Source organism: Streptococcus pneumoniae, assembly GCF_001457635.1.
Classification (GTDB): domain Bacteria; phylum Bacillota; class Bacilli; order Lactobacillales; family Streptococcaceae; genus Streptococcus; species Streptococcus pneumoniae.
Window position 1 is genome coordinate 281,236 of sequence record NZ_LN831051.1, and the last position, 24,060, is coordinate 305,295.

The window sequence follows — 24,060 nt, forward strand, 5'->3', positions numbered from 1 at the left end:
TCAATTTATCTGTCTTAGTATATCAAAAAGTCCTAGGATTGTCAGCTTGCGATGGCTGTTTGAGTGATTTTTTGCATAGTTTCACAAAGGTTTCAATTTCCCGAAAGCGGTGTAAATGTGTCTGTTTGAACTCAATCATATCATTCACTTCTTCCTTAGTTAGCATGAATTCCCCTCCTCTTTCTTTCTATTTGTAAAAGACAAGAAAAATAGGTCGGGTTTGTATCCTAAGTTCTAGATTTTTTATAAGATAGGGGCGAATAGTTGGGCGATTTCTTTTACAAGCTTTTGATACCAGCTCGTTTTGATAGAATGAGGATAGACTTCCTGAGAATCTGCAAATATATTTCGAAAATCTCGGGCGATTTCCCTTATAGAAGGAGTTTTATAGAGTAAGACTGCATTTTCATAATGGTGTACCAAGCTCCGGTAGTCGAGATTGATTGTCCCCACCACCGCAAAATCTTCGTCTACCAACATCTGCTTACTATGAATAAAACCTGGACTATACTCATAAATCCGAACACCAGCAGAAAGAAGGTCGGGATAAGCTCCTCTCGTGACTAACTGAATGAACTTCTTATCTGGTATGTAAGGGGTGATAATTCGAACATCGACCCCTCTCATAGCTGCATTTTTGATTGTCTCTGTTAAATCATAATCTATAATCAAATAAGGTGTCGTAATATAGACCGATTCTGTTGCTTGATTGATTAAACTCTGATAAACTTTTTTCCCTACCTGCGCTCGAAAAATTGGCTTGGGTCCACTTCCGTATGGAATGGTTAAACCGTCACTCGGGATAGAATGATTTTCTAAATGATATTGATCAAAATCACTAATTTCTCCTCGATTAATGTACCAAGTGGTCAAAAATAAGCGTGTCAGAGCTTTTACTGCTAGTCCGTCTAAGCGAATTCCACTATCCTTCCAATAACCAAATCTCTCGACGTGGTTAATGTACTCATCTGCCAGATTGACCCCACCAGTATAGGCTATCTGACCATCAACAATCAATATTTTTCTATGATCTCTGTTATTATAAGCCACTGTCAAACGAGGAATAACTTTATTGAATTTATGGGCCTCGATGCCCAGCTGACGAAGTCGATGTGCATAATCTCCTGTTAAAGTAGCCATACAGCCGATATCATCATAGAGCATCTTAACCTCTACACCCTGAGCTACCTTTTGCTCTAGTATATCTAGTATGCGATTCCACATCAAACCTTCTTCTATAATGTAATATTCCAAGAAAATAAATTTCTCAGCCTTTTTAAGATCTTCTACCATCTTTTTCCACATAGCTTCTCCGTTAGGAAAAAATGTAGAGGCAGTTTGATCATAGATGTCAGCATTGGTATCCATACTCAATAAGGACTTGATGACTCCATAAGCTGCCTTGTCACTTTCTTTTAATTTCTCTTTTAGTAGCTGGCTATTTGCTTCTTGGAAATGCATAGAGCCTAGCTTCTTCAGTTGTTTGATTTCTTTTTTGGACAATCGCCTTTCACCAAACATCAGATAGAGCAAGGGACCAAATACTGGCACAAAGGCTACTAACAACCAGGTTACCTTATTCTCAGGAGTCGTATTACGGTTGACTATCGAAATGATTGTGATGATACTCAGTAGAATGAGGACAGTAATCCATAAAATGGGAGCCATGCGTCCTAAATAAAGAAAGAGACCAAAAACAAGACAAAGTTCAAGTAGCATAATCGAAAGACTAAAGCCATACTTGGACATCAATAATTGAAATTTCCTATATTTCATATCCCCTCCTTGATAGTTTGAATGCTAAAAACAAGTAATTGATACTAGTATAACGCAGGTATTCGGTAGAAGGCAAGTATTTATGATTATTTTCTAGGTAAAAGTAAAAAGGCTGAAAAATCCAGCCCTTTCTACTTGCATAGTCTTATTTAGTTAAAACGATTTGGTCCGATGGGTCTCTATCCATATCATCTACGACGATTTGATTACCGTTTACAGTGTAAATTTTGACATCATCGCCAATAATCATGCGTTGATTTGCTGAATCAAATGTAACCTGTTTGACTTTCTGATCCCCGTCAGATTCGAGCTCAGTCCATGTACCAGTCGTTCCAGTTACCACTAAAGTGATACGGTCTCCGTCATCCTGACCAGTATAAGTCCCATCAATATCGGTCGGTTGAGCAACAGGTTGGTTTTGTACTGGAGCCGCTTGATTTTGTTGGTTACCTCCTGCATTTGCAGTATTGGTATTCTGTTGAGCAGGCTGTTGGACCTGCTGAGCAACAGGCTGTTGAACCTGTTGAGCTCTTTGTGAACAAGCTACTAAGAGACTAAAACTTGCTAGAGAAGCAAGAGAAAGTGTGAATCTTTTTAATTTCATGATGAATTTCCTTTCTGCTACCAATTTAGAGAAATTTTCTCTAACCAGCAATTCCCCTAGTATAACAAGTTCAAAAAAGGGGGTCAATTTATCTGCTCACGGTCCAGCAGGTAGCCCCGTACTTCTGAGATAAAATAGAGAGACCCTGTAACGAACAGCAAGTCTTGAGCGTCTGCCCTTTCTTCGAAACTGCTGATAAATTCTCGGTAAGAGGGAATTACATGGTAACCTGTTACATCTGTCTCGTCCAAAGACCCTTGATAGTCAAAGCCGGTCATTTTGAGTTCCACTTGAGGTAAATTTTCAGTCAGATAACCCAACATCCCTTGATAATCCTTACGTTTCAAGGATCCAAAGAGGATTTGAGGTCGATAGCCTTCCTGCTCTTTTTCTTTGATAAACTCAACCAAGCGAGTCAAGGCAGGGAGGTTATGAGCACCATCCAAGTAAATCTGTGGGCGAATACGCTCCAAGCGACCAGCCCAATGGGTCTGTTCCAAGGCCTTTCTTACAGACTGTTCATCAATAGCTTCCTTTCTTTCTCCCATAAAAAGAAGAAAAGTTTGCAACGCCAAGGCCGCATTCTCCTGCTGATAGACTCCTTCTAAGCCTATGTTCAGCTGTGAAAGATTTAGTAAAGAGCTTGAAAAATCACCATTCAGCATTAAAAAATCTTGACCTGCCTGATAAAGGTTAACAGCTAAAGATTCGGCTTTTTTCTGACAGACAAGCCTAGCTTCTGGAGGCAATTTCGCAATCACTGCCTTCTTACCAGCCTTGAAAACACCAGCTTTCTGCTCTGCAATTGCTTCTAGACTATCACCCAAGGTTTCTTGATGGTCAAGCCCAATGGAGGTGATGACAGCAAGCTCTCCAGTTACCACATTGGTCGTGTCAAGTAAGCCACCAATTCCCACTTCTAATAAAACCAAATCCACCTCTTGCTCCCTAAAATAAAGAAAAGCAACTAAGGTCAGCAATTCAAAAAAGGACAACTGGGCAGGAGTTTGCAGAAGCGTTTTCTCCATCTCCTTGACCTGATCAGTCAAACGGATAAAGTCTGCGTCTGCTATAGGTTGCCCATTAATGCAGATTCGGTCATTGATAGAGACGATATGAGGGGAGGTAAAGGTCGCAACTTTTTTGCCATGCCCCATAAATAATTCCCTCATAAAAGCAATGGTAGATCCTTTCCCATTAGTCCCTGTTACGTGGATAATAGGGTAAGACTGCTCAGGATTTCCTAACAAATCCACCGCTTGCTGTATTCGGCCCAAACCTGATCGAAAATTCAAACCAATCCGACTATGAAGCCATTCTTCTACTTCAAACATACACATCTCCTTGACAAAAGTCCAATCAATTATCGCATTAAAGTATGGTTACTAATAAAAACAAGGCCAGGATTTTCGTCCCGACCTCTTACCTGGTTAGCTAATAACTAGCCACTATGAATGTGAATATGGGCTAAAAACATCCACTAGATGTTCCAACTCTTCTCAATTTCTAAGAGTTGGGGTAAAAATGTTCACTGGACGTTCCAACTCTTCCCCATTTCTGGGAGTTGGGCTGATACAGTCTCCCAGACTGTATCACTCCTCCATAAAGCTGTTGAAGACTTCTTCAATCATGTTCCATTCGTCTTCTGAGTCTTCTGGGATTGGTTGCAATTCGCCTTCTGTTCCATCTTCATTTTCAATGAATGAGTAAGCTTGGATTTCAACTTGTCCGTCTTCGTCTTCTTCTGCGTTAACTGGTACTAGAAGAACATAGTTTTTACCAAATTCTTCTTTTCCATCAATTGTCAAAAGGATTTCAAACAAGGTTTCATTTCCTTGCTCATCTACTAGTGTGATTAGTTCACGTTCTTCGTGGTCGTGGTTATGATCGTGTGACATAGCCTCTCCTTTATATTAAAATTTTCTATCTAAATAATTTTGTAAAATCAACTGAGCTGCTAACTTATCAATGACTTTCTTGCGCTTATTGCGACTGATATCTGCTTGTTCAATCAACATGCGCTCAGCAGCCACTGTTGTCAAGCGTTCATCCTGATAGTCTACTGGTAAACCAAAAAACTCTTCTAGCTTTGCTCCGTAGGCTTGACTAGCTTCTACGCGCGGTCCACTTGTATTGTTCATGTTTTTAGGCAAGCCCACTACAAATCGTTCCACCTTGTAAGTATCAACCAATTCCTTAACGCGGTCAAAACCAAATTGGCCTTGTTCTTCATTTATCTGGATGATTTCAAGCCCTTGAGCTGTAAAACCAAGCGGATCGCTAATCGCCACCCCTACCGTTTTTGAACCGACGTCCAATCCCATAATTCTCATAGGTTATAGATCGACTCCTTGTCCTTTGAGGTAGTAGCGAACCAATTCCTCAACGATTTCATCACGCTCATACTTACGGATTTGATTTCGTGCATTATTATAACGAGGAACGTAGGCAGGGTCTCCACTCAATACGTAACCTACGATTTGGTTAATTGGGTTGTAACCCTTATCGTTCAACGAAGCATAAACATCTGTCAAAGTTTCGCTAATTTCTTTTTTATTGGAATCGTCCAATTTAAAACGTACTGTTTCTTCAGTAAATCCCATTCTAACACCCTCTTTCCTTAGAATAGTACCATTATAGCATAATTCCTTACCTTCTACAATTCAGGCAGTCTATTTATTTGGATTTTCTATTGTTCTGTCGCGCCATTTGCCAATCTATCTGAAATATAGTTGCTTGGTTCATTTTTCAAAAGATTTTCCAAACCAATATTCTTCAGATGTTCCAACTGGGAAGCCTTCTTGACATCCAGAACTTGAAAATCAAAACTAGTCGTTGTTTGAAGTTCCGTTGCGCTCAATAGTTTTGTTTCAAGTTTGAAACCTACCAATTTACGAGCTTCAATGATAGACTTATCCTTCTCCTCCGCTTCAAGAAGAGCTTTTTGAGTTTCTTCCACTCCATGTTGGTCAATATAAGTCTTCAACTCATCAGAAACTGGACGTTTTTGTTGAATCGTTAAGCTCAAAAAAGTCTTGTCCTTGTATGTAATGGTTTGAGTTTGCTGGCTACCATCATCTGACTTGGGCAAGACCAAAGTCTTGGTTACAACTGTATTCTTCTCGGCATTTTCAATAACTGGCAATGCCGACTGAAGCGTATCCTTTTCTGTTTTTGTAGCTGGTCCAGTTTCTTTTTTCTGTCCGCAACCAACCAGGACAAAAAGGAAAGCTAGACTAACAAGAACTATTTTTTTCATTTCTTTCTTCTTTCTTTTTGAAATTAAAATAGAATAAGACTGGGAATTGCTCCCAGCCTTGATGTTTATAGAGCTGCACGTAAACGTGCTTCTGCATTTTCTACATTACGGACAGAGCGTGGTAGGAAGGCACGAATATCGTCTTCCTTGTAGCCAACTTGCAGGCGTTTTTCATCTACAAGGATTGGGCTCTTTAAAATTCTCGGTGTTTCCATAATCAGATTGAGAACTTCATTGACACTCAAATCTTCAATATCCACTCCAAGGGCTTTGGCATAGCGATTTTTAGACGAAACGATGCTGGCTATTCCGTTATCTGTTTTGGTTAGAATATCCAGTAATTCTTCTCTCGTAATTCCTTCTTTACCAAGGTTTTGTTCTTTATAACTTAACTGGTGGGCATTGAGCCAGGTTTTTGCTTTTTTACAGCTAGTACAACTTGAGACTGTATAAATTTTAATCATGTACCTACCCCTTTCGCTACATGTTACTATCAGTTTAGTCTATTATACCATAAAAAACATCCGACTTGCGACCTATTTTTAATTTTTTTTGACTTTTTTCGTCATTTTCGTACTTTTTTCTTGACAAACAACTAAATGACTATCAACTCTTTTGGAGCTAGGGTCAATAATTCACAACCTGTCTCTGTAATCAGGATATCATCCTCGATACGAACGCCATATTTGCCTTCGATATAGATACCTGGTTCATCGGTCAAGGCCATACCTGTCTTAATAGTTTCTGTAGAAGTCTGGCTAAAGTAGGGTTCCTCATGGATATCCAGACCAATACCGTGGCCAATGCCGTGAGTAAAGTAGTCGCCATAACCTGCCTCAATGATAATATCACGAGGGATTTTGTCAAAGTCACGGAAACCTAAGCCTGCCTTAGCTTGGTCAATCAAGGCTTGGTTAGCTTTTAGAACCGTATTGTAAATCTCTGCCTGCTCATCGCTAACATGCCCTAGATAGATAGTCCGGGTCATATCACTGACATAGTGGTCATAGAGACAGCCGAAGTCCATGGTAATGGCTTCTCCCAACTCCACTGGTTTGTGCATTGGATGGGCATGGGGTTTAGAAGAATTGATACCGCTAGCTAGGATCGTATCAAAAGATAAGCCAGATGCTCCCAACTCACGCATGCGGAAATCAAGGAAGTTGGCAATCTCAATTTCAGTTTTTCCTGGTTTGATAAAGTCAAGCGCATCGCGGAAAGCTTGGTCTGAGATAGAACAAGCCTTGCGAATCGCTGCAATCTCTGCCTCATCCTTAATCATACGAAGACCTTCCACAAACTGAGTTTGTGGAAGCAAGTCCAAACCTGCAAAAGCTGCCTGCATACGGTGGTAATAAGACACTGAAATCTCATCTTCAAAACCGATACGAGTCAAGCCCATGTCCTTAACAATTCCTGCAATGACAGCCAATTCATCACGATCAGCCACAATCTCAAAACCACTGGTTTCTTGCTTAGCTGCGATGATATAGCGAGAGTCTGTCACTAAGACCTGACGGTCACGGCTGATAAAGACTGTTCCGTTTGAGCCCCAAAAACCAGTCAAATAATAGACGTTTTTAAGATTGTTGATGATGATACCATCTAGTTCTTTTTCTTGCATTTTAGCTAGAAATGCTTGTACGCGTTTATTCATGATGTAACTTTCCTTTCAAATAGTGTCCTGTATAGCTGGCTTCGTTGGCAGCTACTTCTTCTGGAGTTCCTGTTACGATGATGGTTCCACCACCGACACCGCCCTCAGGTCCCAAGTCAATGATATGGTCTGCCGTCTTGATAACATCCAGATTGTGCTCGATGACGAGGACTGTATTGCCATCGTCTACAAAGCGAGCTAAAACCTTGAGCAGGCGAGCAATGTCCTCTGTATGAAGCCCTGTCGTCGGCTCATCCAGAATGTAGAAAGATTTTCCTGTCGAGCGTTTGTGGAGTTCGCTAGCTAACTTCATACGTTGGGCTTCTCCCCCAGAAAGGGTGGTAGCTGGCTGTCCCAAGGTCACATAGCCTAGCCCTACATCCTTGATGGTCTGGAGTTTGCGTTGAATTTTCGGAATGTGTTGGAAAAATTCTACCGCATCGTTGACCGTCATATCCAAGACCTGCGAAATATTCTTTTCCTTGTAGTGAACTTCTAGGGTTTCACTGTTATAGCGGGTTCCGTGGCAAACTTCACAAGCCACATAAACATCTGGCAAGAAGTGCATCTCAATCTTGATAATCCCGTCACCTGAGCAAGCTTCACAGCGACCTCCCTTGACGTTGAAACTGAAGCGCCCCTTCTTGTAGCCTCGAATCTTGGCTTCATTTGTCTGAGCAAAAAGGTCACGTATATCGTCAAAAACTCCTGTATAGGTAGCTGGGTTAGACCTCGGCGTCCGTCCGATAGGGCTCTGGTCAATATCAATCAAACGGTCGACATGCTCAATCCCTGTAATAGTCTTAAACTTACCAGGTTTGTCTGAATTACGGTTGAGCTTCTGGGCAATGGCTTTTTTGAGAATGCTGTTGATTAGAGTCGATTTCCCTGAACCCGACACACCTGTCACTGCGATAAATTTTCCTAGTGGAAAGCGAGCCGTGACATTTTGCAAGTTGTTCTCACGCGCTCCTATCACTTCAATAAAACGACCATTTCCGACACGGCGCTCTTCTGGTACTGGGATGACACGTTTGCCTGACAAGTACTGACCTGTGATAGACTTGCTGTTGCGAGCCACTTGCTTAGGTGTACCTGCTGCAACAATCTCACCACCAAAAACACCGGCACCAGGACCAACGTCAATCAGATAATCAGCTTCACGCATGGTATCTTCGTCGTGTTCCACCACGATAAGAGTATTGCCCAAGTCACGCATCTTTTTCAGACTGGCAATCAGGCGGTCATTGTCCCTCTGGTGAAGACCGATTGACGGCTCGTCTAGGATATAGAGGACGCCTGATAGGTTGGAACCAATCTGGGTTGCCAAACGAATGCGCTGACTTTCCCCACCTGAAAGGGTTCCTGCTGAACGTGACAGGGTTAGATAGTTAAGACCCACATTATTAAGGAAGGTCAAACGATCCTTGATTTCCTTGAGAATGGGACGAGCAATGATGGCTTCATTTTCAGACAAAGTTAACTGGCTCACCAAGTCCAAGTGGTCAGCGATAGACAGGTCTGAGATTTCTCCAATATGTGGCCCTTGCTGGCCGCCCACACGGACAGACAAGGCCTGGTCATTGAGACGATAGCCTTGACAGGTTCCGCAGGTCAGCTCATTCATGTAGAGACGCATCTGAGTGCGAGTGTAATCGCTATTGGTTTCATGGTAACGACGTTTGATATTATTGATAACTCCCTCAAACGGAATGTCGATATCGCGCACGCCACCAAATTCATTCTCATAGTGGAAATGGAATTCCTTACCATCTGACCCATAGAGAATCAAGTTCTTATCTTCTTCTGACAGGTCCTCAAAAGGCTTATCCATAGCCACTCCAAAGACTTTCATGGCCTGCTCTAACATGTTTGGATAGTAGTTGGATGAGATAGGATTCCAAGGTGCTAGCGCTCCCTCACGTAAGGTTTTGCTAGCATCTGGCACTACCAAATCAGTATCCACCTCCAGCTTGATGCCCAAGCCGTCACACTCACTACAAGAGCCAAAAGGAGCATTGAAAGAAAAGAGACGAGGCTCTAACTCTGGGACAGTAAAACCACAAACTGGACAGGCATAATGCTCAGAGAACAACAACTCAGAGTCGTCCATGGTGTCGATAATGACATAACCTTCTGCAATACGAAGGGCAGCCTCAATGGAATCAAAGAGACGACTACGAATGCCCTCCTTGATAACAATACGGTCAACCACGACATCGATATTGTGTTGCTTGCTCTTAGACAACTCTGGCACTTCGGTCACATCATAGACTTCCCCATCCACACGGACACGAACATACCCGTCTTTCTGAACCTTCTCGATAACACTCTTATGTTGGCCTTTTTTCTTGCGGATGACAGGAGCCAAGATCTGCAAGCGCTGGCGTTCAGGTAACTCCAAAACCTTATCAACGATTTGCTCCACAGAAGAAGCATTGATAGCTCCATGTCCGTTGATACAGTAAGGCGTCCCCACACGTGCGTAGAGGAGACGCAGATAGTCATTGATTTCAGTCGTTGTTCCCACCGTCGAGCGAGGATTTTTACTAGTCGTTTTCTGGTCGATGGAAATAGCTGGGCTGAGACCATCAATGGCATCTACATCTGGTTTTTCCATATTTCCCAAGAACTGACGAGCGTAGGCGGACAAACTCTCTACATAGCGACGTTGTCCCTCCGCATAGAGAGTATCAAAAGCCAGACTGGACTTCCCTGAACCTGACAAGCCAGTCACGACAACCAACTTGTCTCGCGGAATCTCCACATCAATATTTTTTAAATTATGGGCACGCGCCCCATGAATGACAATTTTATCTTGCATCTTTGTTCTTTCTAGTCCATTATTGCTTACCATTATACCAAAAAAAGTGAGATTCTATTACCCAAAAGGCCGATTTTGTAGTATAATAGTACAGTGTGAAAAAATCTGAAAAATGAGAAAGGATAAGGGATATGAAACAAGTTTTTCTCTCTACAACAACTGAATTTAAAGAGATCGATACGCTTGAACCGGGTACTTGGATCAATCTCGTCAATCCGACTCAAAATGAATCACTCGAAATCGCCAACACCTTCGATATTGATATTGCCGACCTTCGAGCACCGCTCGATGCGGAAGAAATGTCTCGTATTACCATTGAAGACGAGTATACCCTGATTATCGTAGACGTGCCGGTCACGGAGTGAAAGAAATAACCGCACCTACTACGTAACCATTCCGCTTGGTATTATCATCACTGAGGAAACCATTATCACTACGTGTTTGGAACCACTACCTGTCCTTGATGTCTTTATCAACCGTCGATTGCGTAATTTCTATACCTTCATGCGTTCACGTTTTATCTTTCAAATTCTTTATCGCAATGCAGAGCTTTACCTAACAGCCCTTCGTTCAATCGACCGCAAGAGTGAACAAATCGAAAGTCAACTGCATCAATCAACTCGTAATGAAGAATTGATTGAGCTCATGGAATTGGAAAAAACTATCGTCTATTTCAAGGCCTCCCTCAAAACAAATGAGCGCGTGATTAAGAAATTGACCAGTTCAACCAGCAATATCAAGAAATACCTTGAGGACGAAGACCTGCTTGAAGACACCCTGATTGAAACCCAACAGGCCATCGAGATGGCAGATATTTATGGAAACGTCTTGCATTCTATGACAGAGACCTTTGCCTCTATCATTTCTAACAACCAGAACAACATCATGAAAACCTTGGCCCTTGTGACCATCGTCATGTCCATCCCAACCATGGTCTTTTCTGCCTACGGGATGAACTTTAAGGATAATGAAATCCCCCTAAACGGAGAGCCAAATGCCTTCTGGTTAATCGTCTTTATCGCCTTTGCTATGAGTGTCTCGCTCACTCTCTATCTCATCCATAAAAAATGGTTCTAAGAGGAGTTCCTATGTCTCAAATTGATCTACAAAAATTAACTAAGAAAAACCAAGAGTTTGTCCACATTGCTACCCAACAATTCATCAAAGATGGGAAAACAGACGCTGAAATCCAGACTATTTTTGAGGAAGTCATTCCCCAAATCCTTGAGGAGCAATCTAAAGGTACAACTGCCCGTTCCCTATACGGCGCACCAACTCATTGGGCTCATAGCTTCACTGTCAAAGAGCAGTACGAAAAAGAGCATCCAAAAGAAAATGATGACCCAAAACTGATGATTATGGACTCAGCTCTTTTCATCACTAGCCTCTTTGCCCTTGTCAGCGCCCTCACAACCTTCTTTGCGGCAGACCAAGCTTTCGGCTATGGATTGATTACTCTTCTATTAGTTGGACTGGTTGGTGGATTTGCCTTCTACTTGATGTACTACTTTGTTTACCAATACTATGGACCAGATATGGATCGCAGTCAACGTCCACCTTTCTGGAAATCTGTACTAGTTATCCTAGCTTCTATGTTCCTTTGGTTGCTTGTCTTCTTTGCAACAAGCTTCCTACCAGCTAGCCTTAACCCAGTACTGGATCCATTGCCACTAGCTATTATTGGAGCAGCCCTCCTAGCCCTTCGCTTCTATCTCAAGAAACGCTTGAATATCCGTAGTGCAAGTGCAGGACCAACACGCTATCAAGAATAAGAAAACGATAAAAGCAACTGCAGGTGCGGTTGCTTTTTCACTTACTTTTTTGAGTTATATTCAATGAAAATCAAAGAGCAAACTAGGAAGCTAGCTGCAGGTTGCTCAAAGCACAGCTTTGAGGTTGCAAATAAAACTGACGTGGTTTGAAGAGATTTTCGAAGAGTATTAAAAGTATTCTTCTGAAATCCCACATAGCTTTCTCTTATATTTTGTGATAAAATAGGCTCAATCTATTTCTAGGAGGATGAGATATGGTTTCTACTATTGGTATTGTTAGTTTATCTAGTGGCATTATCGGAGAGGATTTTGTCAAACACGAAGTGGACTTGGGTATCCAACGTCTCAAGGATCTGAGACTCAATCCCATCTTTTTGCCCCATTCGTTAAAAGGATTAGACTTTATCAAGGACCATCCTGAAGCTCGTGCAGAGGATTTGATTCATGCCTTTTCTGATGATAGCATCGACATGATCCTATGTGCCATCGGTGGAGACGATACCTATCGCTTGCTACCTTATCTTTTTGAAAATGACCAACTCCAAAAGGTTATCAAACAAAAAATTTTTCTTGGCTTCTCGGATACAACCATGAACCACCTCATGTTGCATAAATTAGGAATCAAGACTTTTTATGGTCAATCCTTTTTAGCAGACATTTGTGAATTAGACAAAGAAATGCTAGCCTATAGCCTTCACTACTTTAAAGAATTGATTGAGACGGGAAGAATTTCAGAAATCCGCCCTAGTGACATTTGGTATGAGGAACGAACTGATTTTAGTCCCACGGCCCTGGGAACACCTCGTGTCAGTCATACAAATACAGGTTTTGACTTGTTGCAAGGAAGTGCCCAGTTCGAGGGGAAAATCCTCGGTGGTTGCCTCGAATCCCTCTACGATATCTTTGACAACTCTCGATACGCAGATAGCACGGAGCTCTGCCAAAAATACAAACTTTTCCCTGACTTGTCAGACTGGGAAGGGAAAATCCTCTTGCTCGAAACAAGCGAAGAAAAGCCTAAGCCAGAAGACTTCAAAAAGATGTTGCTAACTTTAAAGGACACTGGCATATTCGCGGTCATCAATGGACTCTTGGTCGGAAAACCTATGGATGAAACTTTCCATGACGACTATAAAGAGGCACTATTGGATATCATTGACAGCAATATCCCGATTGTCTATAATCTGAATGTCGGCCACGCAACTCCAAGAGCAATTGTACCCTTTGGGGTCCATGCTCATGTAGATGCACAGGAACAAGTCATTCTCTTTGACTATAACAAATAAAGCTGGGAAAAGTTTCTCAGCTTTTTTCTCGGTATCATTACTGGCATTTTCATCACATATTACAGTATATTGAAACTAGAATAGTACACCTCTACTTCTAAAACATTGTTAGAAATCGATTTGTCCTGTTCTCATTTCATTTTACTATACTGATAGCTAAAATGATTAAGGAGAGGCTGTTGCTTAACATGTGAACAAGTAGGGGATAGTAGATATTCTCTTTTTCTTTCACATAAATAATAGAAAAGGCAAGGCCTCCACCTAAGTAACCAACTGCACCAATCCACTCTGATAGAGCCAAACTGTGCATATGAGTCAGAGCAAAAACAAGTCCTACCAGAATAATGCTTAGTAAACCTGGCAACCGTTCCTGCAAGTAATGCAATAAGACCTGACGGAAAAATAATTCTTCTACCAGAGGTCCAATGACACAAGCAAAAACAGCTATCAGTAGTGGTTGTTCTTGAAAGGTACTTTGAATATTAGACTGATTTAGACCTTGTCCATCTAATCCCACAAACTGCTTCAACATCTCTGATACAAATTCAAAGACAACAGTCATCAGAATGAGAAAGAGCCATCCTGTTAAGACGCCAAAGAAGAATTTTCTTTTAGTCTTTCTAATCTCCTTCCATTGTTGGATCAATCTATCCTTGAACAAGAAGGAGCCATATAAAGCTAAAACTACATAAACAAGATAATTTGCAATGACAGATGGCATTAAAGAAGCCAGCAATTTAACGCCATCAAACACAAAGAGGATTGTATAGAGAATCGCAAAAATCAGAATTCCCTTATTTTTGTTAGACATCATTTAAGACCTTTCCACTCACAATCATTCTCGTGGTCATCAACTAGCCCTGCAGCCTGTAGAAAAGACAATACGGCGACTGGGCCTGTGAACTTGAAGCCTCGTTTTTTGAGATCTTTGGCTAATTTCTCAGATAAGGGTGTTTTAGCTGGGGCTTGGCGATAATCAGGAACATCGTTAACGACAGTTTTCCCCTCAACAAAAGACCAAAGATAGGCATCAAAAGAGCCGTACTCTGCCTGTAACTGTAGAAAGGCTTGGGCGTTAGCGCGTGTAGCAAAAATCTTGGCTCTATTTCGAATGATAGCTGGATTCTCCAGCATGGCTTCCAATTCAGTGTCAGTCATCTCTGCGACTGAGTGAATTTGATAGCTATGAAAGGCTTCTCGGAAAGCTTGGCGTTTGTTGAGTACCGTTTCCCAAGACAGGCCTGCCTGATAGGTTTCCATACACAACAACTCAAACAATGCTTGGTCATCATGGAGGGGCTGACCCCACTCCTCATCATGATAGGCGATGTAGAGCGGGTTGGTCATCTTGACCCACGAACAACGTTTTGTCATTCTCTGCTCCTATTTGACCAACATTTTAAGGGCCGACTTGATATAGTTCTCAGCTGTATCTGTCGTTCCTTCAAAGAATTTCTTGATTTTCTTGAGCTCTGTTGCCTTGTAGCCCAGAGCCAACATGGCTTCCATAGCTTCTTCCAATTCTTGGTTTTCAGCACTTGCTTGTACTGCGACCTTGGCAGGAAGGTCATCTCCTGCAACTACTACCTTGCCTTCCAAGTCCAGCACCATCTGCTGGGCTGTTTTCTTGCCAATTTTAGGGAACTTGGTCAAGTAGGTGATGTTCTTGGTTTCAATGGCTTGAACCAAGCCAGCATTGTCATCAGCAGCGATAATAGCAAGAGCTGATACAGGACCAATCCCAGAGACCGAAATCAGACTAAGAAAGAGCTTTTTCTCATCCTCTGAGCGAAATCCATAAAGCAAATGGGCGTCCTCACGCACAACCTGATGCACATAAATCTGATCCTCCTGATTAACCTGACCTGAATAGGCATAAGGATTGGCCACATGCAGGATATAACCAATACCATTGGTTTCAAGAACAATGTATTTGGCAGTAATTTTGGTAATGATTCCTTTTAAATATGCGTACATAGTGTTCCTTCTCTCTTATTTCGTTTATCTAGTATATCATATTTTCTTTATCCGAGGAGCGAGAATCGATTATCACAAATACAGTATATCAAAAACAATCTGTATTTATCTGTTGACATATTCAAAATTAAGTACTATAATCATCTGTAATTGAATAACTATCTTCAGGGCAGGGTGCAATTCCCTACCGGTGGTATAGCCCACGAGCCGAAAGGCATGATTTGGTGAAATTCCAAAGCCGACAGTATAGTCTGGATGAAAGAAGATAAAAGTATATTTGTGCTTTTTGCGTGCTCTGAAATGATTACTTGTCATTTCAGAGCATTTTTGTTAATCGCATAAGTTTTCTTTTGTATGCCTTGAGTAGTCCCCTATTCAAGGTATATTTTTTTGGAGGTAGTGAGATGAGCGATTCAAAATATATGAAATTAGCAATAAAACTGGCACAAAAAGGGGCTGGTTACGTCAATCCCAATCCTATGGTTGGCGCAATTATTGTAAAAGATAATCACATTATCGGACAAGGTTATCATGAGTTTTTTGGTGGCCCACATGCTGAGAGAAATGCTCTTAAAAACTGTAGAAAATCCCCTGTCGGAGCGACGCTTTATGTAACACTTGAACCCTGTTGTCACTTCGGGAAAACACCTCCCTGTATAGATGCTATAATCGATAGTGGTATTACAAGAGTAGTCATTGGAAGCCTAGACTGTAATCCTATTGTATCTGGAAAAGGAGTAAAGATACTTGAGGAAAATAATCTTCAAGTTACTGTTGGAATTTTAGAAAATGAGTGTCTTAACTTAATAAAAAGTTTTAGAAAGTATATTACCCAGCATGTACCCTATGTTTTTATGAAATATGCAATGTCAATGGATGGAAAAATAGCCACTAAAACAAATCAATCCAAATGGATTACTGAAGAAGAAGCAAGAAAGCATGTGCATCAGTTACGACACCATGTTAGTGCAATTATGGTGGGAGTCAATACTGTTATTCAAGACGATCCTTTGCTGACATGTAGATTGGAGGAAGGGAAAAATCCTATCCGTATCATATGCGATACACATTTACGAACTCCTCTTACCTCTAAAATCGTAAAAACAGCAAATGATATTAAAACTTACATTGCCACTTCCTCTGAAGACAAAAATAAAATGAAGCTATATCAAAATCATGGCTGTGAAATACTTTCCATAAAGAAAAAAGGCAATCATATAGACTTATCGAGTTTAATGCAACATCTAGGAAACATGCAGATTGATAGCCTAGTTCTAGAAGGGGGCAGTCTAATGAATTGGAGTGCTTTGGAACAACAAATTGTTGATGAGCTGAAAATATATATTGCACCAAAAATTTTTGGAGGCAGTGCCAAGTTTCCTGTCGGAGGTGAAGGCATTTCTTTGCCAAATGACGCTATTAGATTGAAACCTTATGCATTTTCTCAAATAGGAAATGACTATCTCATAGAAAGTGAAGTGATTTATCCATGTTCACAGGAATAATTGAAGAAATCGGAAAAGTTGAAAGAATACAGAAAGACTCTCGTAATTGTAAACTATCAATTAAAGCCTCAAAAATATTAACGGATATCCATTTAGGCGATAGTATAGCAGTAAATGGTATCTGTCTTACAGTTACTCATTTCAATCATCAATCCTTTACAGTTGATGTAATGAATGAAACATGGAGTCGAACAGCTCTTACTCTATTAAAACATGGAAGTGAGGTGAATCTAGAAAGAGCCTTATCTGTCAACGGTCGACTTGGGGGTCACGTCGTTACAGGACACATTGATGGTACAGGAAAAATCTCGTCAATAAAAAAAGATGATAATGCTGTATGGTATCAAATCAACACACAAAAAGAAATTTTAGATTTAATAGTTGAAAAAGGATCTATTACAATTGACGGCATTAGTCTGACTGTCGCTAAAGTCTCCAAAGTAAACTTTTCAGTATCTGTTATCCCTCATACCTTGGAACAAACCATTCTTAAGAGTAAACAAGTCGGGAGTACAGTAAATCTTGAAAATGATATCTTAGGTAAATATGTGCAAAAACTGATGGATAACTCTCCAAAATCAGAAATATCTAAGGAACTATTATATCAAAATGGATTTTAGCAGAAAGGATAATCAGTCAATGGAATATCGAAAAATACAAGAAGCATTAGAAGCATTGCAGAAGGGACGACTTGTTCTTGTTATAGACGACAAGGATAGAGAAAATGAAGGAGACTTAATTTGTTCTGCACAAGCAGCTACAACAGAAAATGTTAATTTTATGGCTACTTATGCCAAAGGATTAATTTGTATGCCTATGAGCGAAAGTTTAGCTAATCAATTAATGCTTTCACCTATGGTTGAAAACAATACAGATAATCATAAGACTGCTTTTACAGTTTCAATTGATTATAAAGAAACGACCACAGGTATTTCTGCCGAGGAAAGAGGACTGACCGCACGTATGTGTGTAGCTGAAGATATAACACCCTCTGATTTTCGCAGGCCAGGACACATGTTTCCTTTAATTGCAAAAAAAGGTGGTGTTCTAGAAAGAAATGGACACACAGAAGCAACTGTTGATTTATTAAAATTAGCTGGACTAAAAGAGTGTGGCCTATGTTGTGAAATAATGAATCATGATGGCAAAATGATGAGAACAGATGATTTAATTCAGTTCTCGAAGAAACACAACATTCCACTAATTACCATCAAAGAATTACAAGAATATAGAAAAGTATATGATCAGCTGGTAGAACGAGTTTCAACTGTCAATATGCCTACTAGATACGGTAATTTCAAAGCAATTAGCTATATAGATAAACTAAATGGGGAACATCATCTTGCTCTTATTATGGGAAACATAGAGGATGAAGCCAATGTATTATGTCGGGTCCACTCCGAATGTTTAACAGGAGATGTTTTAGGCTCTTTACGTTGCGATTGTGGACAGCAATTCGATAAAGCTATGAAAATGATTGTTGAGAATGGTTCGGGTGTCTTACTTTACTTGCGACAGGAGGGACGAGGAATTGGACTTATCAATAAATTAAAAGCCTATCATTTACAAGATCAAGGCATGGATACGCTTGATGCCAATCTTGCATTAGGCTTTGAAGGTGATTTAAGAGAATATCATATTGGAGCACAAATGCTTAAAGATCTGGGACTTCAGTCACTTCATTTACTGACAAATAATCCTGACAAGGTTGAACAGTTAGAAAAATATGGAATTACCATTTCCAGTAGAATATCAATCGAAATAGAAGCCAATCCTTACGATAGTTTTTATTTAGAAACAAAGAAAAATCGAATGGGTCACATTTTAAATATGGAGGAAAAATAAATGAACACTTATGAAGGTAATTTAGTAGCAAACAATATTAAAATAGGTATTGTTGTAGCGAGATTTAATGAATTTATAACTTCAAAATTATTATCTGGAGCACTAGATAATCTCAAAAGAGAGAATGTAAACGAGAAAGATATAGAGGTAGCCTGGGTTCCAGGAGCTTTTGAAATACCACTGATTGCATCAAAAATGGCAAAAAGTAAAAAATATGATGCAATTATCTGCTTGGGAGCTGTCATTAGAGGGAATACAAGTCATTATGATTATGTATGTAGCGAGGTATCTAAGGGAATCGCCCAAATCAGTTTAAATAGCGAAATTCCTGTTATGTTTGGTGTGCTAACGACAGATACAATTGAACAAGCCATAGAACGAGCTGGCACTAAAGCAGGAAATAAGGGTTCTGAGTGTGCACAAGGAGCTATTGAAATGGTCAACCTAATTCGTACATTAGACGCATAGAACAGACTCTACTTTTAGACGAATAAAGAAACTTGGCAAAATCGCAATTTAATACTCTGTGAAAATCATAGAGCAAACTAGGAAACCAGTCGCAGAGTGGTCAAACACAACTTCGATGTTACAGACAAAACTGGCAAAATTAGCTCAAAACACTGTTTTGAGATTACTGATAAAACTGACGTGGTTTAAAAAGAGTTTCGAAAAGAATTAGGAAAACATGAAGTAACTATTTCCATGATAAAACGCATAAAATCAAGGTTTTTGAACACCTGATTTTATGCGTTTTTCTGATTTTGAAAATTTTTCCCAGACTTTTTTATACTTTTAATATTTCCCCAACTCACGGAGACTGGTGTGATTTTCCTGAATACGTCGGAACATCTTTTCCATATCCGACTTGGTAAAATGCACCAAAACAGGACGTCCGTGAGGACAGTTATAGGGATTGTCACATTGAGAAAGCTGATAGAGGAGTTGTCTAGCTGAATGATCATCAATACGATGATTGGCCTTGATAGATCGCTTGCAAGACATCATGATAGCCAACTCTGCTCGGTATTTCTTGATAGAAACTTCCTTGGTCAAAAGGAGCATGTCGCACATCTCATAGATGCCTGATTCAATCTCTTCTTCTGCCATCCAAATAGGATGTTCACGTAGAATAAATTGATTTTCTCCGTACTCTGCTAGAAAGACGCCCACTTCCTCTAAGAGAGGCATTCTTTCCTTGAGACGCAGGGCATCATCCGCAGGAAATTCAAAGATATAGGGCACTAGGAGTTGCTGCTGGCTCTGGTCAACATTGCCAATGCTTTCACGGTACTCCTCGTACTTGACCCGTTCCTGAGCAGCGTGCTGATCTATGATGTAAAGTCCATCTCGCCCTTGGGCAAAGAGATAAGTCCCGTGCATTTGTCCGAAAAACTCCAACTCTGGGAAGCTGGATGCTTCTTCTCGCTCCAGTTTGTCATAAGCCTTATCGATGCTAGCAAGATCTAACTCTGGATGGTCTAGCTGGTCGTAGTTAGCAGGCTTTCTCTCTGCAAAATGCAGTTTTGCTGGCTTGGTCAATCGGTCCAAGGTTTCCTTGGCAAACAGGGTCAAATCCTGCCCTTCATCAGTCAATTCTACCTGATAATCAGCTACTTCAGTTTGACTAGGTCTTGACGGCTCAGTTTTCTCATAGTAGAGCGTATTTTCTTTGAGTGGGAGAATAGTTTGATCCACCTTCTCACGATTGCGCACGGTCGATTTGGCAAGATTTTCCAAGGCATCTGGAATCAAGGTTTGTTCCTTGAGACTATTTGCAATAGCTTCTGAAACCAGGGTCATCAGTTCTTTTTCCTTGGAAATCCGCACCTCTTGCTTAGTTGGATGCACATTGACATCCGCTAGATAAGGGTCGATATGGATGTGAATGACAGCCAGTGGAAAACGTCCAACCATAAGCTTGCTTCCGAAACCATCCAAAATAGCACGATTGAGCAGGAAGTTCTTGATATAACGACCATTGATGAAGAGGCTGATATAATTGCGGTTAGCCCGAGTCAACTCAGGCAAGGACACAAAACCTGAAATTTCGAAATCTAGGTCAGAGTTCTCAATTTCAATCATCTTCTTGGCACTGACCAAACCGTAAATCCCTGCGATTGCTTGGCGCAATTGACCAGTCCCTGCTGTCCGCGTCATTTCCTTGCCATCACTAATCAAGCTAAAAGAAATCTCAGGATGGGCCAAGCCCAGACGGTTGACAATATCAATGATATGAGACAACTCCGCTTGCTGGCTCTTCATATACTTGAGACGGGCAGGCGTGTTGAAAAAGAGATCCTCCACACAAACCTTGGTTCCCACAGGACTAGTCGCTGGGATGACTTCCTCAACTTCACCCCCACGCGCGACTAACTTGGTTCCATGACTAGCACCATCCACCGCCGTTAACAGAGTCAAGACACTAACAGACGCAATAGAAGGCAAGGCTTCACCACGAAAACCAAGCGTCCGAATCCGAAAGAGATCTGCTTGATTTTTTATCTTACTGGTCGCATGGCGACGCAGGGCCAACTCCACCTCATCGTGGGCAATTCCATGACCGTTATCCGTGATTTGAACCTTCTTGAGACCAGCTTCCTCAATCTCAATGATAATCTGACTAGAGCCCGCGTCAATGGCATTTTCTACCAACTCTTTAACCACACTGGCAGGACGTTCAATGACCTCCCCAGCTGCGATTTGGTTTGCCAGCATCTCTGGCAATTCAATAATATGAGACATCTTTCAGCCCCTTTCTGTATCTATTTTCCTAGAAATTAATTAGTGCTATTATACCATATTTCAGAAAGAACAGAAAAGCTCCACCACATAGGAGCCCAATCCCTCCACATAGACAAGGTTCCTTGCCATGGGCTATAAAATAGTGTTTAATAAGGATATACAGGAAGTGATCACAACCTTGTATAACTGAAAAGGAGAGAAAACTATGAAAGTAGAACTACAGATTAGTGAGACTTACGAGGAGGAAAAGCTGATTGTCCAAGCACCTCAGCCGACAGATAAAGTCCAGAAAGTCATCGAGTTCGCAGAAAATCTGGACCAAAGAGAAAAAATCAAAGGGAAAATCGATGATCAGGTCTATCTAGTTGAGATTGGCAAGATTCAGCGCTTCTATATCGAGAATCGGAAGGTTCTAGCAGAAACCGCGAGTCAGACCTACAGCATTGATTTGCGACTCTATCAGGTTCTTAAACTCTTGCCAACCAATTTTATCCAAATTTCCCAATCAGAAATCATCAATATCGATTCCATCTCTCACCTCAAGCTCACGCCAAACGGTCTGGTAGAAATTTTCTTGAAAAACGAAAGCTTCACCTACTCTTCACGCCGTTATCTAAAAACCATCAAGGAGAAATTAGAACTATGAAAAAACAAGTATTTCACGATGCAGCTGCCGGTGTTCTTATCGGCCTCATCCTCTCCATCCTCTTTTCACTCATTTATGCACCAAATACCTACGCACCACTAAATCCCTACTCTCTCATCGGCCAAGTGATGGATCAGCATCAGGTTCACGGTGCCCTGGTCTTGCTCTACTGCACACTTATCTGGGCAGCCATCGGTATGCTCTTCAACTTTGGCAACCGCTTATTCAGCCGTGACTGGAGCATGCTTCGTGCCACTCTGACTCATTTCTTCCTTATGCTGGCTGGCTTTGTCCCACTAGCAACTCTTGCTGGTTGGTTCCCTTTCCACTGGATTTTCTACCTCCAGCTCATTATCGAGTTTGCGATTGTCTATCTCATCATCTGGGCTATTCTCTATAAAAGAGAGGCTAAAAAAGTAGATCACATCAATCAACTCTTGGAGCATAGAAAATAGGAACCTCATAATAAGCAAATCCGAGAAAGAAACTTCTCGGTTTTTCTTTATCCTGCTGCACCTTACTATAGTGAAATCAAATAAGAACAGGATAAATCGATCAGGACAGTCAAATCGATTTCTAACAATGTTTTAGAAGCAGAGGTGTACTATTCTAGTTTCAATCTGCTATATCATAACAGTTATTTCAGATTTTCTTTGTAAATTTTCTATCTTTTTTCAAAATATTCTTGCATTTTTCCAAAATTTTTTGTAGAATATAGATTACATATACAGATTATTCTGAAAATTCAAAAAGGAGTATTTATCATGTCGCAAGCTATTTCCTTAAATCAATCAACCTGGGCAAGCAAGCTAAAAGCAATGGGACCTGGAATCCTAATGGCAACTGCCGCTGTTGGAGGTTCCCACATTGTATCCTCAACTCAAGCTGGCGGTTCTTACGGTTGGTCTCTACTTCTCTTGGTCATCTTAGCCAATGTCTTTAAATATCCATTTTTCCGTTTTGGTGCTGAATACACAGCTGATACTGGAAAGACTTTGGTTGAAGGTTATGCCGAAAAAGGAAAACTCTATCTCTGGATTTTCTTTATCCTCAATGTCTTTTCGGCTATGGTCAACACGGCTGGTGTTGCCATTCTGTGCTCAGCTATCATCGCCAGTGCCTTCCCAATGATTGGACTTAGCATTACTCAGTGGTCCCTCATTCTCGTTGCAATCATTTGGGCTATGCTACTCTTTGGAGGCTACAAACTTTTAGACGGCATGGTCAAATGGATTATGTCTGCCTTAACCATTGCGACTGTTCTGGCAGTTATCATAGCAGCGGTCAAGCATCCAGAATACAGTTCTGATTTTGTCGAGAAGACACCTTGGCAAATGGCAGCTCTGCCCTTCATCGTCTCCCTCCTAGGATGGATGCCGGCTCCTATTGAAATTTCAGCTATCAATTCACTTTGGTCAGCTGAAAAGAGAAAGACCGTCAACTTTAACACAGAAGACGCTCTGTTTGACTTTAACACTGGTTATATTGGAACAGCTATCCTAGCCGTCTTCTTTGTGGCACTGGGAGCACTGATTCAGTATCCTACAGGGCAGGCGGTTGAAGCTGCTTCAGCCAAATACATCTCTCAATTCGTGGGCATGTATGCCTCTGTTCTTGGCGAATGGTCCCGTTACTTGATTACCTTTATTGCCTTCCTCTGTATCTTTGGAACAGTTATAACTGTTATCGATGGCTATTCTCGCGTTAATCAGGAATCTCTCCGACTGCTAATCAGTCAAAAAGAGGACAATCGTAAATCTTTGAACATCTGGATGACCATCACTGCTATCATCGGTATCGTCATTATCAAGTTCTTCGCTGGTCAGGTTTCAACCATGCTCCGCTTTGCCATGATTGGATCTTTCCTGACAACACCTTTCTTTGCTCTTTTGAATTACGCCTTGGTAACGCGTGAAAACAAAAATCTTCCTTCTTGGCTCAAACACCTTGCCATTGCGGGATTGATTTTCCTCTTTGGCTTCGCCATCTTCTTTATCTACGCACTCGCAATCGGAAAAGCAGGGTAAGGGACAAGCGCGAGATGAAGATAAGGTTTCATTTCAAGAGAAAATTCAGCAAATATTTCTATGATAAAAAGCATAAGAACAAGGTTTTGAAGACCTGAACTTATGCTTTTTTACGTTCTTAAAGACTGTTTATACTCAAA

23 protein-coding genes, 1 pseudogene and 1 riboswitch are annotated in these 24,060 nt (G+C 41.0%); of the genes and pseudogenes, 10 read left to right on the forward strand and 14 right to left on the reverse strand.

The window, feature by feature from the left end; all coding sequences use genetic code 11:
* Positions 1–243 precede the first annotated feature (243 nt).
* From cls to uvrA, 10 genes are all read right to left on the reverse strand, one after another.
* On the reverse strand, positions 244–1,776 hold the full coding sequence (cls, locus tag AT689_RS01440; protein WP_000877334.1) for a cardiolipin synthase: 1,533 nt from the start codon (positions 1,774–1,776) through the stop codon (positions 244–246).
* A gap of 145 nt (positions 1,777–1,921) precedes the next feature.
* The gene (locus AT689_RS01445) at positions 1,922–2,380 is read right to left on the reverse strand and encodes an SP_0198 family lipoprotein (protein ID WP_000769493.1); all 459 of its coding nucleotides are present in this window, start codon (positions 2,378–2,380) and stop codon (positions 1,922–1,924) included.
* An 83-nt stretch (positions 2,381–2,463) separates the two neighbouring features.
* Positions 2,464–3,714, reverse strand: a complete 1,251-nt coding sequence (locus AT689_RS01450) for a folylpolyglutamate synthase/dihydrofolate synthase family protein (RefSeq protein WP_000464314.1) — start codon at positions 3,712–3,714, stop codon at positions 2,464–2,466.
* A 258-nt stretch (positions 3,715–3,972) separates the two neighbouring features.
* The gene (locus AT689_RS01455) at positions 3,973–4,278 is read right to left on the reverse strand and encodes a DUF1292 domain-containing protein (RefSeq protein WP_000017620.1); all 306 of its coding nucleotides are present in this window, start codon (positions 4,276–4,278) and stop codon (positions 3,973–3,975) included.
* A 15-nt stretch (positions 4,279–4,293) separates the two neighbouring features.
* On the reverse strand, positions 4,294–4,713 hold the full coding sequence (ruvX, locus tag AT689_RS01460; protein ID WP_001808830.1) for a Holliday junction resolvase RuvX: 420 nt from the start codon (positions 4,711–4,713) through the stop codon (positions 4,294–4,296).
* A 3-nt stretch (positions 4,714–4,716) separates the two neighbouring features.
* Positions 4,717–4,983 carry an IreB family regulatory phosphoprotein gene (locus tag AT689_RS01465; protein WP_000507059.1) on the reverse strand — a complete coding sequence of 89 codons (267 nt, stop codon included), beginning with the start codon at positions 4,981–4,983 and terminating at the stop codon, positions 4,717–4,719.
* Between the two features lie 86 nt (positions 4,984–5,069).
* Positions 5,070–5,639 carry an SP0191 family lipoprotein gene (locus AT689_RS01470; RefSeq protein WP_000725145.1) on the reverse strand — a complete coding sequence of 190 codons (570 nt, stop codon included), beginning with the start codon at positions 5,637–5,639 and terminating at the stop codon, positions 5,070–5,072.
* Between the two features lie 65 nt (positions 5,640–5,704).
* Positions 5,705–6,103, reverse strand: a complete 399-nt coding sequence (gene spx, locus AT689_RS01475) for a transcriptional regulator Spx (RefSeq protein WP_000591165.1) — start codon at positions 6,101–6,103, stop codon at positions 5,705–5,707.
* Between the two features lie 131 nt (positions 6,104–6,234).
* Positions 6,235–7,296 (reverse strand): M24 family metallopeptidase, encoded by a 1,062-nt coding sequence (locus tag AT689_RS01480; RefSeq protein WP_001042852.1) that lies wholly within the window; start codon positions 7,294–7,296, stop codon positions 6,235–6,237.
* Positions 7,289–10,120 (reverse strand): excinuclease ABC subunit UvrA, encoded by a 2,832-nt coding sequence (gene uvrA / locus AT689_RS01485; RefSeq protein WP_001152899.1) that lies wholly within the window; start codon positions 10,118–10,120, stop codon positions 7,289–7,291. Before uvrA ends, AT689_RS01480 begins: the two co-directional genes overlap by 8 nt.
* Positions 10,121–10,251: 131 nt before the next feature.
* On the opposite strand from uvrA, the pseudogene AT689_RS01490 reads away from it, so the two are divergent.
* The 3 genes and pseudogenes from AT689_RS01490 to AT689_RS01500 all read left to right on the forward strand — a co-directional run bounded on the left by AT689_RS01490 (position 10,252) and on the right by AT689_RS01500 (position 13,178).
* Positions 10,252–11,197, forward strand: a pseudogene (locus AT689_RS01490) (magnesium transporter CorA family protein).
* 11 nt (positions 11,198–11,208) lie between these two features.
* Positions 11,209–11,892 carry a DUF1129 domain-containing protein gene (locus tag AT689_RS01495; protein ID WP_000078022.1) on the forward strand — a complete coding sequence of 228 codons (684 nt, stop codon included), beginning with the start codon at positions 11,209–11,211 and terminating at the stop codon, positions 11,890–11,892.
* 254 nt (positions 11,893–12,146) lie between these two features.
* Positions 12,147–13,178, forward strand: a complete 1,032-nt coding sequence (locus AT689_RS01500) for a S66 family peptidase (RefSeq protein WP_000255109.1) — start codon at positions 12,147–12,149, stop codon at positions 13,176–13,178.
* 136 nt (positions 13,179–13,314) lie between these two features.
* Here the strand turns inward: AT689_RS01500 and AT689_RS01505 are convergent, their stop codons facing one another.
* The 3 genes from AT689_RS01505 to ruvA are packed head-to-tail and all read right to left on the reverse strand — an operon-like array spanning position 13,315 to position 15,155.
* Positions 13,315–13,992 carry a CPBP family intramembrane glutamic endopeptidase gene (locus AT689_RS01505; protein WP_000987416.1) on the reverse strand — a complete coding sequence of 226 codons (678 nt, stop codon included), beginning with the start codon at positions 13,990–13,992 and terminating at the stop codon, positions 13,315–13,317.
* The gene (locus AT689_RS01510; RefSeq protein ID WP_000166586.1) at positions 13,989–14,552 is read right to left on the reverse strand and encodes a DNA-3-methyladenine glycosylase I; all 564 of its coding nucleotides are present in this window, start codon (positions 14,550–14,552) and stop codon (positions 13,989–13,991) included. Before AT689_RS01510 ends, AT689_RS01505 begins: the two co-directional genes overlap by 4 nt.
* Before the next feature lie 9 nt (positions 14,553–14,561).
* On the reverse strand, positions 14,562–15,155 hold the full coding sequence (ruvA, locus tag AT689_RS01515) for a Holliday junction branch migration protein RuvA (RefSeq protein WP_000271493.1): 594 nt from the start codon (positions 15,153–15,155) through the stop codon (positions 14,562–14,564).
* A 156-nt stretch (positions 15,156–15,311) separates the two neighbouring features.
* Positions 15,312–15,426, forward strand: a riboswitch (FMN riboswitch).
* A gap of 133 nt (positions 15,427–15,559) precedes the next feature.
* Between ruvA and ribD the strand changes: the two genes are divergently transcribed.
* The 4 genes from ribD to ribH are packed head-to-tail and all read left to right on the forward strand — an operon-like array spanning position 15,560 to position 18,973.
* Positions 15,560–16,660 carry a bifunctional diaminohydroxyphosphoribosylaminopyrimidine deaminase/5-amino-6-(5-phosphoribosylamino)uracil reductase RibD gene (gene ribD / locus AT689_RS01520; protein WP_001284090.1) on the forward strand — a complete coding sequence of 367 codons (1,101 nt, stop codon included), beginning with the start codon at positions 15,560–15,562 and terminating at the stop codon, positions 16,658–16,660.
* Entirely contained in the window at positions 16,645–17,280 is a 636-nt protein-coding gene (gene ribE, locus AT689_RS01525) for a riboflavin synthase (RefSeq protein ID WP_000493842.1), read from the forward strand. Before ribD ends, ribE begins: the two co-directional genes overlap by 16 nt.
* A 19-nt stretch (positions 17,281–17,299) precedes the next feature.
* Complete coding sequence (locus AT689_RS01530; protein WP_000456639.1) at positions 17,300–18,505, forward strand: bifunctional 3,4-dihydroxy-2-butanone-4-phosphate synthase/GTP cyclohydrolase II; 1,206 nt, start codon at positions 17,300–17,302, stop codon at positions 18,503–18,505.
* Complete coding sequence (ribH, locus tag AT689_RS01535; RefSeq protein WP_001099502.1) at positions 18,506–18,973, forward strand: 6,7-dimethyl-8-ribityllumazine synthase; 468 nt, start codon at positions 18,506–18,508, stop codon at positions 18,971–18,973. It abuts the gene before it with no gap.
* 324 nt (positions 18,974–19,297) lie between these two features.
* On the opposite strand, the gene mutL is transcribed toward ribH, so the two are convergent.
* The gene (mutL, locus tag AT689_RS01540; RefSeq protein ID WP_000018164.1) at positions 19,298–21,247 is read right to left on the reverse strand and encodes a DNA mismatch repair endonuclease MutL; all 1,950 of its coding nucleotides are present in this window, start codon (positions 21,245–21,247) and stop codon (positions 19,298–19,300) included.
* Between the two features lie 205 nt (positions 21,248–21,452).
* Between mutL and AT689_RS01545 the strand changes: the two genes are divergently transcribed.
* The 3 genes from AT689_RS01545 to AT689_RS01555 all read left to right on the forward strand — a co-directional run bounded on the left by AT689_RS01545 (position 21,453) and on the right by AT689_RS01555 (position 23,920).
* Positions 21,453–21,893, forward strand: coding sequence for a LytTR family DNA-binding domain-containing protein (locus AT689_RS01545; RefSeq protein ID WP_000861968.1), 441 nt, complete (start codon positions 21,453–21,455; stop codon positions 21,891–21,893).
* On the forward strand, positions 21,890–22,348 hold the full coding sequence (locus AT689_RS01550) for a DUF3021 domain-containing protein (RefSeq protein WP_000745054.1): 459 nt from the start codon (positions 21,890–21,892) through the stop codon (positions 22,346–22,348). Before AT689_RS01545 ends, AT689_RS01550 begins: the two co-directional genes overlap by 4 nt.
* Positions 22,349–22,657: 309 nt before the next feature.
* Positions 22,658–23,920, forward strand: coding sequence for an NRAMP family divalent metal transporter (locus AT689_RS01555; protein ID WP_000075789.1), 1,263 nt, complete (start codon positions 22,658–22,660; stop codon positions 23,918–23,920).
* Positions 23,921–24,060: the final 140 nt, after the last annotated feature.

Excerpts from the sequence above, each read along its gene's own strand:
- cls (WP_000877334.1), bottom strand. The coding sequence starts at position 1,776 with ATGAAATATAGGAAATTTCAATTATTGATGTCCAAGTATGGCTTTAGT.
- AT689_RS01445 (WP_000769493.1), bottom strand. The coding sequence starts at position 2,380 with ATGAAATTAAAAAGATTCACACTTTCTCTTGCTTCTCTAGCAAGTTTT.
- AT689_RS01450 (WP_000464314.1), bottom strand. The coding sequence starts at position 3,714 with ATGTTTGAAGTAGAAGAATGGCTTCATAGTCGGATTGGTTTGAATTTT.
- AT689_RS01455 (WP_000017620.1), bottom strand. The coding sequence starts at position 4,278 with ATGTCACACGATCATAACCACGACCACGAAGAACGTGAACTAATCACA.
- ruvX (WP_001808830.1), bottom strand. The coding sequence starts at position 4,713 with ATGAGAATTATGGGATTGGACGTCGGTTCAAAAACGGTAGGGGTGGCG.
- AT689_RS01465 (WP_000507059.1), bottom strand. The coding sequence starts at position 4,983 with ATGGGATTTACTGAAGAAACAGTACGTTTTAAATTGGACGATTCCAAT.
- AT689_RS01470 (WP_000725145.1), bottom strand. The coding sequence starts at position 5,639 with ATGAAAAAAATAGTTCTTGTTAGTCTAGCTTTCCTTTTTGTCCTGGTT.
- spx (WP_000591165.1), bottom strand. The coding sequence starts at position 6,103 with ATGATTAAAATTTATACAGTCTCAAGTTGTACTAGCTGTAAAAAAGCA.
- AT689_RS01480 (WP_001042852.1), bottom strand. The coding sequence starts at position 7,296 with ATGAATAAACGCGTACAAGCATTTCTAGCTAAAATGCAAGAAAAAGAA.
- uvrA (WP_001152899.1), bottom strand. The coding sequence starts at position 10,120 with ATGCAAGATAAAATTGTCATTCATGGGGCGCGTGCCCATAATTTAAAA.
- AT689_RS01495 (WP_000078022.1), top strand. The coding sequence starts at position 11,209 with ATGTCTCAAATTGATCTACAAAAATTAACTAAGAAAAACCAAGAGTTT.
- AT689_RS01500 (WP_000255109.1), top strand. The coding sequence starts at position 12,147 with ATGGTTTCTACTATTGGTATTGTTAGTTTATCTAGTGGCATTATCGGA.
- AT689_RS01505 (WP_000987416.1), bottom strand. The coding sequence starts at position 13,992 with ATGATGTCTAACAAAAATAAGGGAATTCTGATTTTTGCGATTCTCTAT.
- AT689_RS01510 (WP_000166586.1), bottom strand. The coding sequence starts at position 14,552 with ATGACAAAACGTTGTTCGTGGGTCAAGATGACCAACCCGCTCTACATC.
- ruvA (WP_000271493.1), bottom strand. The coding sequence starts at position 15,155 with ATGTACGCATATTTAAAAGGAATCATTACCAAAATTACTGCCAAATAC.
- ribD (WP_001284090.1), top strand. The coding sequence starts at position 15,560 with ATGAGCGATTCAAAATATATGAAATTAGCAATAAAACTGGCACAAAAA.
- ribE (WP_000493842.1), top strand. The coding sequence starts at position 16,645 with ATGTTCACAGGAATAATTGAAGAAATCGGAAAAGTTGAAAGAATACAG.
- AT689_RS01530 (WP_000456639.1), top strand. The coding sequence starts at position 17,300 with ATGGAATATCGAAAAATACAAGAAGCATTAGAAGCATTGCAGAAGGGA.
- ribH (WP_001099502.1), top strand. The coding sequence starts at position 18,506 with ATGAACACTTATGAAGGTAATTTAGTAGCAAACAATATTAAAATAGGT.
- mutL (WP_000018164.1), bottom strand. The coding sequence starts at position 21,247 with ATGTCTCATATTATTGAATTGCCAGAGATGCTGGCAAACCAAATCGCA.
- AT689_RS01545 (WP_000861968.1), top strand. The coding sequence starts at position 21,453 with ATGAAAGTAGAACTACAGATTAGTGAGACTTACGAGGAGGAAAAGCTG.
- AT689_RS01550 (WP_000745054.1), top strand. The coding sequence starts at position 21,890 with ATGAAAAAACAAGTATTTCACGATGCAGCTGCCGGTGTTCTTATCGGC.
- AT689_RS01555 (WP_000075789.1), top strand. The coding sequence starts at position 22,658 with ATGTCGCAAGCTATTTCCTTAAATCAATCAACCTGGGCAAGCAAGCTA.